Origin of the sequence: Bradyrhizobium sp. (assembly GCF_049586575.1) — a bacterium.
Classification (GTDB): Bacteria; Pseudomonadota; Alphaproteobacteria; order Rhizobiales; family Xanthobacteraceae; genus Bradyrhizobium.
Map to the genome: position 1 here is coordinate 1 of NZ_JBAVCF010000179.1, position 9,244 is coordinate 9,244.

Here is a 9,244-nt window from a genome sequence, read left to right on the forward strand (position 1 = left end):
CTCGCAGCCCTCGACATATTTCGGCCAATGGCTTTTCACCCAGGCCGGCATCAGGAAGTTCGCCGAGATCGGATCCCAGCCGCGAACGGCCGCCTCCGTCACGCCCTTGGAGAACGGTGCCACGGCCGTGACGACAATCGGTGGATGCGGCCGCTGCAACGGCTTGGCAATGAAACCCTGGCCGATATCTTCGATGAACGTCCGTTCGACCGAGATATTCCAGTATTTGCCCTTGAAGTTGTAGGGCGGATCGTTGGCCCAGATGTCGAGAACCTGGTTGATCGACTCCAGGAACATCTCGTTGCGGTCGGCGTCGAGATTGCCGAACAGCTCGGCATCCGACAGAAGCCCACCCGGGCTGATGCCGAAGATCAGCCGTCCGTCGAGCATGTGATCGAGCATCGCGAGGCTCGCGGCGGTCGCCGCCGGATGGGTATTCGGCATGTTGATGGTGCCGGTGCCAAGTTTGATCTGCCTGGTCGCAGCCGCAATCCACGCCAGGAACGCGATGCAGGAGGTGATGTTTTCGGCCCGATCGGTAACGTGCTCGCCGACGTAGCCTTCGGTGAAGCCGAGTTCGTCAGCCAGAATAAACGCCTCGCGGTCCTCCCTGAGCGACTGACGCCAATCCTTCTCCAATGGGTGGATCGGCATGGTGAAGAAACCCAATTTCATCGTTCGCTCTCTCCGTAGTGTGGCGGTTCAGAAGTCCGCATCATCACTGCCGCGAGTCCGTCATGCGGACTTCTGAACCAAAGCCACACCAGATCAATAGGCTTGCCAGTGTCCTTTGGATTTCCGAAGTTCGTAAACCTGGGGCCGCAATATGAGACCAACTTCGGAACCGGGGCACTGGCGTTTGCATCCATTACCCCCGATCCGGGAGCCGGTCACCAGAAATAATCGCTCGATAAACAAACTTGACGTTTGACGGGTCGGGCCGTCTAATCCCAAGAAAAACCGTTGGGAGGGGAGGTTACCTTTCATGAAAGCCTCGGCTTTCAGCTACGCCCGCGCCAGCAGCATCGGCAATGCAATCGAGCTTCTCGCCGAACACGGCGAGCGCGCGAAGGTGCTGTCCGGCGGCCAAAGCCTGATGCCCGCGATGAATCTCCGCTTGCTCGCGCCGGAACTGATCGTCGATATCGGCGCGCTCGACGAACTGCGCGGCATCACAAGGCGAGAGGGGACGCTCTCGATCGGCGCGCTGACCCGCCATGTCGATCTGCAAAATTCGCCCGATATTGCAACCTGTGCGCCGCTCTTGAAGCAAGCAATCGCTCACGTAGCGCATCCGGCGATCCGCAACCGTGGCACGATCGGCGGCAGTCTCGCGCATGCCGACCCGGCCTCGGAATTGCCGGCCTGCGTGATCGCGCTCGATGCGACGATCGTCGTTCGTGGGCCCACAGGCGAGCGCCGGATTGCCGCCGAGGACTTTTTCATCGGTATTTATGAGACGGCGCTTTCCGCCGCAGAGTTGCTGGTTGCGGTCGAAGTGCCGCTGCCGCGATCAAATGCGGCGCATTACTTCTGCGAATTTGCCCGGCGCCACGGCGACTACGCCATCGTGGGTCTGGCAGCCCAGGCGGTGATCGACAATCAGAAACTAACCGATCTTCGCCCAGCGTTCTTCGGCGTCGGCGACAGGGCCGTCCACGTGAAGATACCGGCGCTGCTTGGGGCGGACGTGACACCAAGGGTACTTGCCGAGGCCTTGCAGGCTTTGGGGGAGGCTCTCGATCCGCCCGAAGATCAGCAGGCGAGTGGCGCCATGCGACGTCATCTGTCGAAGGTGTTGCTGGCGCGGTGTGTTGCCGAACTGCTATCTCGCCCCGAGTTGGCGGCCTGGAAATTGGCATGACAGCGCCACTTCCCATTTCTCTTGAAGTCAATGGCGAGCGCATCGACGCGCATGTCTTGCCGCGGATCAATCTGGCGGATTTTTTGCGCGAGAATCTCAAGCTGACCGGCACGCATGTCGGCTGCGAGCACGGCGTGTGCGGCGCGTGCACGGTGCGGGTCGACGGCGAGATCGTTCGTTCCTGTCTCATGCTCGCGGTACAGGCGAATGGAGCCACGGTCGAGACCATCGAGGGCCTGTCGGATTCCGGTGAAATGGCCGACCTTCAGGCCGCATTCCGCGAGCGCAATGCGTTGCAGTGCGGCTATTGCACCCCGGCCATGCTCATCACCGCACAGGATCTCCTCAAGCATGAAGCCGAGCCGGGCAGGGAACAGATTCGCGAGCATCTCTCCGGCAACTACTGCCGTTGCACCGGCTATCAGGCGATCGTCGATGCGGTGGAAGCAACCGCCAAAACGCGCAAAAGCCGCAACAAGAGCCGCGCGCCATGAACGAGCAAGCGGCCACGCCGCAAACCTTGTCGGAGCTGGACCGCCCGAATTCCTATATCGGCAAGTCGGTGCCGCGCCCCAATCTCGACCGGCTGTTGCAGGGGCGCGGCCTCTATGTGAGCGACATGGAGCTGCCGCGGATGGCGCACGTGGTGTTCGTGCGCTCGCCGCATGCCCACGCGAGGATTGTTTCGATCGACACGAGTGTTGCGAAGAAAAATCCGGGTGTCGTCGCCGTCGTCACCGGCGAGGAACTCGCCGCCGTCATCACGCCATGGGTCGGCGTGCTCACGCATATGAAAGGGTTGAAGTCCGCGCCCCAACGCGCGATAGCGATCGAAAAAGCGTGCTGGCAGGGCGAGGCAGTTGCAGCCGTCGTGGCGACAAGCCGCGCGGCGGCCGAGGACGCCGCTGAACTGGTCGTGATCGAATACGAAGAGCTTGAAGCGGTCACGGACATGCGCACCGCGCTCAATTCCGCTACGCCGGTTATTCATGCGTCCCTCGGCGATAACCTTGCTTTCGAGCGCACGCTCGATGTCGGTGCGGTCGATGACGCCTTTGCGAACTCCGACGAAGTCGCCGAGGTCGAATTTGTGTTCGGGCGGCACACTGGCGTGACGCTGGAGCCGCGCGCGGTGGTCGCCGACTGGAATGCCGCGGAGGCGCGGCTCACGATTTATCAGGGCACGCAAGCCCCGCATATGGTGCAGAACATCGCCGCACTGCATCTGGGCCTCGAGGAGGCGCAGGTTCGCGTGGTCTGCAAGGATGTCGGCGGCTCCTTCGGCATCAAGGTGCACATCTACGCCGACGAGATGGCGACCTATGCCTTATCGAAACTGCTGCGCCGGCCGATCAAATTCGTCGCCGACCGGATCGAGAGTTTCAATACCGATATTCATGCCCGCGATCATCGCTGCAAGGGCCGCATCGGGGTCATGCGCGACGGCGCCATCACCGCGTTCGAGATCGACGACCTCACCGGCATCGGTCCGTACTCGATGTATCCTCGCACCAGCGCGATCGAGGCCAATCAGGTCGTCAATCTCATCGGCGGACCTTACACGACGAAGAATTATCGCGCCCGCGCCCGCGTTGTGTTTCAGAACAAGAACGTGATGTGCCAGTACCGCGCTGTCGGACATCCCATCGCATGTTCGGTGACGGAGGAGCTGGTCGATCTCGCCGCGGCCAAAATCGGCATGGATCCGGTGGAGATCCGGCGGCGCAACCTCATCGCCGACGACGCCTATCCCTGCACGTCGCCGGCGGGCCTGCGTTTCGAGCTGCTGTCGCATCACACGTCGCTGAACAAGCTGATCGCGATGATGAACTACGATGAGCTGCGGGCCGAGCAGGCAAGCCTGCGCAGGAAAAACATTCATCGCGGCATCGGGATTGCGAGCTTCATCGAGGTCACCAATCCGAGCGCGGCATTTTACGGGGTCGGCGGCGCGAAAATTTCGTCGCAAGACGGTGTTGCGGTTCGGCTCGATGCGCAAGGCGCTGTGATCTGCCAGACCAGCATCACCGAACAGGGGCAGGGCTCGGAGTCGCTCACCGCGCAAATCGTCGGCAGCGTGGTCGGCGTTTCGATGGAGCGGGTGCGCGTCATTCTCGGCGACACCGATCAGACGCCCTACGGCGGCGGCACCTGGGCCTCGCGCGGCGCCGGCATTGGCGGTGAGGCGGCGCTGCAGGCTGCCAAGATCCTGCGGCGGAACATTCTGGACGTAGCCGCCGCGATCCTGCAATCCACGCCCGCCGAGCTCGACATCGCCAATGATGCGGTGGTGAACGCAACCGACCGGGCTCCGCGGATCGAGCTGCGCGAACTCGCTCGCATCGTCTATTTCCGTCCCGATACGTTGCCGCCCGGTATTCAGCCGGAATTGATGGCGACGCGTCATTACGTGCCGCGCCAATATCCGTTTGCCTTCACCAATGGCGTCCAGGCCTCCTGGCTTGAGGTCGATACCGATACCGGTTTTGTCAAATTGCTCGGGCATTGGGTGGTGGAAGATTGCGGCACCATCATCAATCCGCAACTCGTTGATGAGCAGATCCGGGGCGGAGTGGTGCAAGGCCTCGGCGCCGCGTTGTTCGAGAAATGCATCTATGACGAACGTGGACAACTGACCAACGCCAATATGGCGGACTACCTGGTGCCGATGCCGGGCGAGATGCCTGACATCGATATTGGCCACGTCGTTTCGCCGACCGCCGAAAGCGAACTCGGCGCCAAGGGCGCCGGCGAGGCGGGGACCGCCGGCGCGGCGGCGTGTGTGGCGAATGCGGTGAACGATGCATTGAGGCCGTTTGGCGCGGTCATCACCGAAATTCCGCTGACGCCGCAGATCATCCTCACGGCATTGAAGCGGATCTAGAGCGTTTTCGAGCGAAGTGGGAACCGGTTCGCGTAAAGATAACGCGTCAAGACAAAAACTGGGGCCCGGTTTTGATTCAATCAAGGCCGGATAAGCTCCGGGCGGGCAAGCGCGACCTCTGCCGCACCGGCTGCCGTTTATAGCTTGTCGACAGCCCTGAACGTGCCGTCGGGCTGGATGAGCGTCAGGAAAACCCTGGCGGGAGCATCCCGCATCTTTTTTCCGACCGTGAGGTTATCTCCACTGATGTCGAACCTGCCGACCTCGTTGATGATACGCAGCATCTCGGCGCGCGTGGGGTCAGGCCCCGCCATTTCAAGCGCAGCGGCGGCAAGCCGGCCGGAAAGATATCCTTCAAGCGAAACGAAGTCCGGCAGCAGATCCGGGTCGAGCGCTTTTTCGGCCGCCTGGTAGTCGGCGACGACCTTGATGGATGCATCCCATGGGAATGGCACGACCTGCGACACGATCACGCCGTCGCCTTGGGGGCCTAGCTCCTGGGCGAGCGCGTTGGCGCCGACAAAGGAGATATTGACGAAGACCGGATTGAAGCCGCTTTGGCGCGCCAGCCTGATGAATTCCGCGCAGGGAGCGTAGGTGCCGACCATGACCACCGCTTCGGGCTCGGCGCGCTTCAAGGTGCGCATGGCCATGCCGACTGCCTTGGTGTTGCGTTCGTAGGTAGCTTCTGCCGCAAGCTCCATGCGGCGTTTCTGCAGCGCGAGCTTGACACCGGCCAGGCCGTCGCGGCCGTAGGGATCGTCCTGGTAGAAGATCGCAATCTTCGTGATGTGGCGATCTTCGGTCAGATGCTTGACCCAGGCTTCAGCCTCGGCGCCGTAGCTCGCGCGAATATTGACGACGTTATCGAGGCCTTTCTCGCGAAGAAAACCCGCCCCGGTGAAGGGCCCGATAAACGGCACGTTCTGGCTCTTGGCGATCGGCTCGGTCACGAGCGACGTCGGCGTGCCGACGGCGCCGATCAGCGCGAAAACCTTGTCGTCGTCGAGCAGCTTGAGCGTCTGCACAACCGAGCGATCGGGATCATAGCCGTCGTCGCGGCTGATCAGCTCGAGTTTGCGGCCATGGACGCCGCCTTTGGCGTTGACTTCGGCAAAGGCCGCCCGAATGCCCTGGCGCATTTTCAGGCCCAGCGCCGAAGAAGGGCCGGACATCGCGGCCGCCTGACCGAACAGTATCCGGTCCGGCATGACGCCGACCTCGCCGGCTCGAGCCGGGCCCGCGGCAAGCAAAAGCAGCAGGCCGCGTAAGATCGCAGGTTGTATTGAACGCATGATCAGATTTCTTGAACGGTGGAACTGGATGAGGCGTGCAGACGCTAGCGGTTCGCAGTGAAGAGCTCGCTAATTCCTGACGTGGGCAGCAAGTTCCGATCGTCGCGCGGCAGTTGATGTTGATCCTTAAGGATCATTAACTAAGGCATCCAAACCCGGCGCTATCCTCCCTGATATTTCAAGCTTTTTAACCAGCGTTAGCCGCATAAGGGTTGACGGTGGCGACGGCCATTCGAGGGCGGCGGTGAGCGGCCGAGATCCCCGCGAGAGCGAGCAGGAAGACATGGTAGAGCGGAGGAAAGCTCCCGCAGCCCGATCCGGATCCTATCGGCCCGGCTGGGTTGCCGCAGCCGTTGGCCTGTTGCTGACGCTTGCTGCAGCCTATGCCGTTGCGCGCTGGGAGCGCCGCGTCACCTGGACGGAGTTCGAGGGCGTGGCTGCGACCCAACTGCTCGAAATGCAGAACGGCGTCAACGAATATCTCGGCAGGCTCGTTACGCTGCGCACGCTGTTCGAATCCGCCAACGAGGAAGTGACGCGCAGCGAATTCGAGGTTTTCGGCAGCCGGCTGTTCGAGAACCATCCCGGCGTCCTTCGCGTCCACTGGCTGCCGAAAGTGTATCGCAAGGAGCGCGCTGAATTCGAGGCGGCGGCCGTCAACGACGGGATTCCGTCCTATCATTTCAAATCGCTGTCGAACGGAACGCTCGCAGTTGCGCCGGACGACGAGGTTTACTTCCCGGTCTTCTTTTCGACCGAGCCGAAGATCTCGCAGGTCTACGGCATGGATTATTTCACCGATCCGATCCGATGGACTGCGCTTGAGCGCGCGCGAGACAACGATACGGTCACCGTTACGCCGACACGCCTGTTCAAGAACGACAACGCTGGCATCCACGGCGTTCTGGTGGTTGTGCCCGTCTACGTGAAGGGAACCTCACGCTTCACCGTCGCCGACCGCCGGCGTAACCTGAACGGCTTCGTGATGGGAATGTTCGATCTCGGCCAGCTCCTGCAATCGATCCGATCGGATACGGCGGAGTCCACTGCGGTCGTTCTCATCGCCTATCCACCGGCTGTGGCAGGTATGGTGCAATCTCAGCCCGATTATTCGTCGGTGCCAGCGACATCCCGGACGATGCAGGCTTTCGCGAAAGGCCCGTACTGGTCCGGCGCGCTCAAAATCGCGGATGCAAGCTGGCAGGTGCAGGCCATTCCTGCCGCGGGCGGCCACCTGACAGTGCGCTACGACCGTGCCCTGACGGTGCTCATGGCGGGCTGCGCCGTCACCATTTTCCTTGCCGTCTATCTTGGCATGGCAAGCCGCAACTCGCGCGAGTTGGCGCTGGCGAACCGCCGCGTGCTCGAACTGGCGCAGACCGACATTCTGACGGGGCTGCCAAACCGGGCATTTTTTCTGGAGCAGCTCAAGCGCGCAGGCTCGGATCCGCGATATCTGCGCGGCGTGTTCTCGGTCCTGATGCTCGATCTCGACCGCTTCAAGAATGTCAACGACTCGCTCGGCCACGCCGCGGGCGATGCGCTGCTGCGTCAGGTGGCCATCCGGTTGCGGTCCGCGCTGCGCGAAGGCGATGTGCTGGCGCGGCTTGGCGGCGACGAATTTGCCATCATCCAGGCGGGCCGCTACGATCAACGCGCAAGTTCGATTGATCTGGCGAGCCGGATTTCGAAGCTGATCGCCGAACCGTTCGAGCTTCCCGGCCATCAGGTCGAGATCGGCACAAGCATCGGCATTTCGATGGCGCCCGGGCACGGCGAAGACCGGGAGCAATTGCTGAAAAAAGCCGACCTCGCGCTGTACCGCTCCAAATCCGCGGGGCGGAACTGCTTCACGCTCTACGATGAGGTGATGTCGGTCGAACTGGAAGCGCGCAATACGCTGGAAGGCGACCTGCGGGATGCCATCGCGCGCTGTCTGTTTGAAGTCCATTATCAGCCTTATTTCGACGTTCAGACCGGCCGCAGGCGCGGTGCCGAGGCGCTGATCCGCTGGCGTCATCCGACGCGGGGGTTGATCCCGCCGGATCAGTTCATCCCGCTTGCAGAAGAAACCGGCCTCATCGTGCCGCTCGGCGAATGGATCATCCGCCAGGCCTGCGACGATGCGACGTTGTGGCCCGCGGACACCAGGGTTTCGATCAATCTTTCGCCGGTGCAATTCAAGCAGGCCGAATTGTTCGATGTCATCGAGATCGCATTGCGAAATTCGGGACTGCCGCCGGAGCGGCTCGAAATCGAAATCACCGAATCCGTATTGCTGGAGCGCGCGGCCGAAAACCTCGCTTTCATGGAACGGCTGAGCAGCATCGGCGTCTCGCTGGCGCTTGACGATTTCGGCACCGGCTATTCATCGCTGAGCTGCCTGACCACGTTCCCCTTCAACAAGATCAAGATCGACAAGTCTTTCATGGGCAATCTGACGGCGCGTTACGAGAGTTCGGCGATCATTTCCTCGGTCGTCACGCTGGCCCGCGGCCTTGATATGTCGGTCACGGCTGAGGGCGTGGAAACCGTCCAGCAGCTCGACGGGCTGAAAACACTCGGCGTCAATTTTGCGCAAGGCTATTTGCTGGGCCGCCCGGTGACGGCCGTTGAGCTGGAAAAGCAGCCGCTGGTTTTCCGCCCGCACCGGGATGCCGCCTGATTCAAGCTTCCCTTCCGCCCCATCGAGACTGGCATACCAGGACGAGCGGTAGCGGGATGGGTCGCAGGTGCCAGGGGCAGCCGGATCTGTAGGCTGAAATCGCCCTTTGATCTCCTGGTTGGAAAGATCATTCTTTTTTCGTTCACACTATTGCCGTTTCAGGAAATATAATCCTACCTCATGGTCAGTGACCTCTGGGGCTCTTTTGGCGTGATCGATCCGATTTATGTGGTTTCCGGCTTCGGCGTCGGCCTGCTTGTTGGCATGACGGGCGTCGGTGGCGGATCGCTGATGACGCCACTCCTTATTCTGCTGTTTGGCATCCACCCCGAGACTGCTGTCGGCACCGACCTGTTGTACGCAGCCGCGACCAAGACAGGTGGCAGCCTCGTGCATGGCTGGGCGCGGAGCGTTCACTGGCGAGCCGTGTTTCGCCTGGCGAGCGGCAGTATTTCCGCCAGCATTCTGACGCTTCTTGTTCTCTGGTGGCTTGATCTTTCGACCGAGTCCGTGCGCAGCCTGGTCAATTCCGTGCT

7 protein-coding genes are annotated in these 9,244 nt (G+C 61.6%); 5 read left to right on the forward strand and 2 right to left on the reverse strand.

The features are described from left to right. The coding region (locus tag WB528_RS06985; RefSeq protein WP_423887691.1) for an LLM class flavin-dependent oxidoreductase at positions 1-675 on the reverse strand (675 nt) is incomplete at its 3' end. Positions 676-985: 310 nt separating this feature from the next. Between WB528_RS06985 and WB528_RS06990 the strand changes: the two genes are divergently transcribed. From WB528_RS06990 to WB528_RS07000, 3 genes are read left to right on the forward strand one after another with little or no spacing between them, the layout of a single operon-like run. Further along, positions 986-1,864: an FAD binding domain-containing protein gene (locus WB528_RS06990; RefSeq protein WP_423887692.1), complete on the forward strand. Its 879-nt coding sequence runs from the start codon at positions 986-988 to the stop codon at positions 1,862-1,864. Further along, complete coding sequence (locus WB528_RS06995; RefSeq protein ID WP_423887693.1) at positions 1,861-2,358, forward strand: (2Fe-2S)-binding protein; 498 nt, start codon at positions 1,861-1,863, stop codon at positions 2,356-2,358. Before WB528_RS06990 ends, WB528_RS06995 begins: the two co-directional genes overlap by 4 nt. Next, positions 2,355-4,748, forward strand: coding sequence for a xanthine dehydrogenase family protein molybdopterin-binding subunit (locus WB528_RS07000; protein WP_423887694.1), 2,394 nt, complete (start codon positions 2,355-2,357; stop codon positions 4,746-4,748). The genes WB528_RS06995 and WB528_RS07000 overlap by 4 nt, the downstream gene beginning before the upstream one ends. A 137-nt stretch (positions 4,749-4,885) precedes the next feature. Here WB528_RS07000 and WB528_RS07005 read toward each other — a convergent pair whose 3' ends face one another. Then, entirely contained in the window at positions 4,886-6,043 is a 1,158-nt protein-coding gene (locus WB528_RS07005) for an ABC transporter substrate-binding protein (protein ID WP_423887695.1), read from the reverse strand. 283 nt (positions 6,044-6,326) lie between these two features. On the opposite strand from WB528_RS07005, the gene WB528_RS07010 reads away from it, so the two are divergent. Both WB528_RS07010 and WB528_RS07015 read left to right on the forward strand, forming a co-directional pair. Further along, positions 6,327-8,708, forward strand: coding sequence for a bifunctional diguanylate cyclase/phosphodiesterase (locus WB528_RS07010; RefSeq protein WP_423887696.1), 2,382 nt, complete (start codon positions 6,327-6,329; stop codon positions 8,706-8,708). A 210-nt stretch (positions 8,709-8,918) separates the two neighbouring features. After that, a partial coding sequence (locus tag WB528_RS07015) for a sulfite exporter TauE/SafE family protein (RefSeq protein ID WP_423887697.1) occupies positions 8,919-9,244 on the forward strand: 326 nt, incomplete at its 3' end.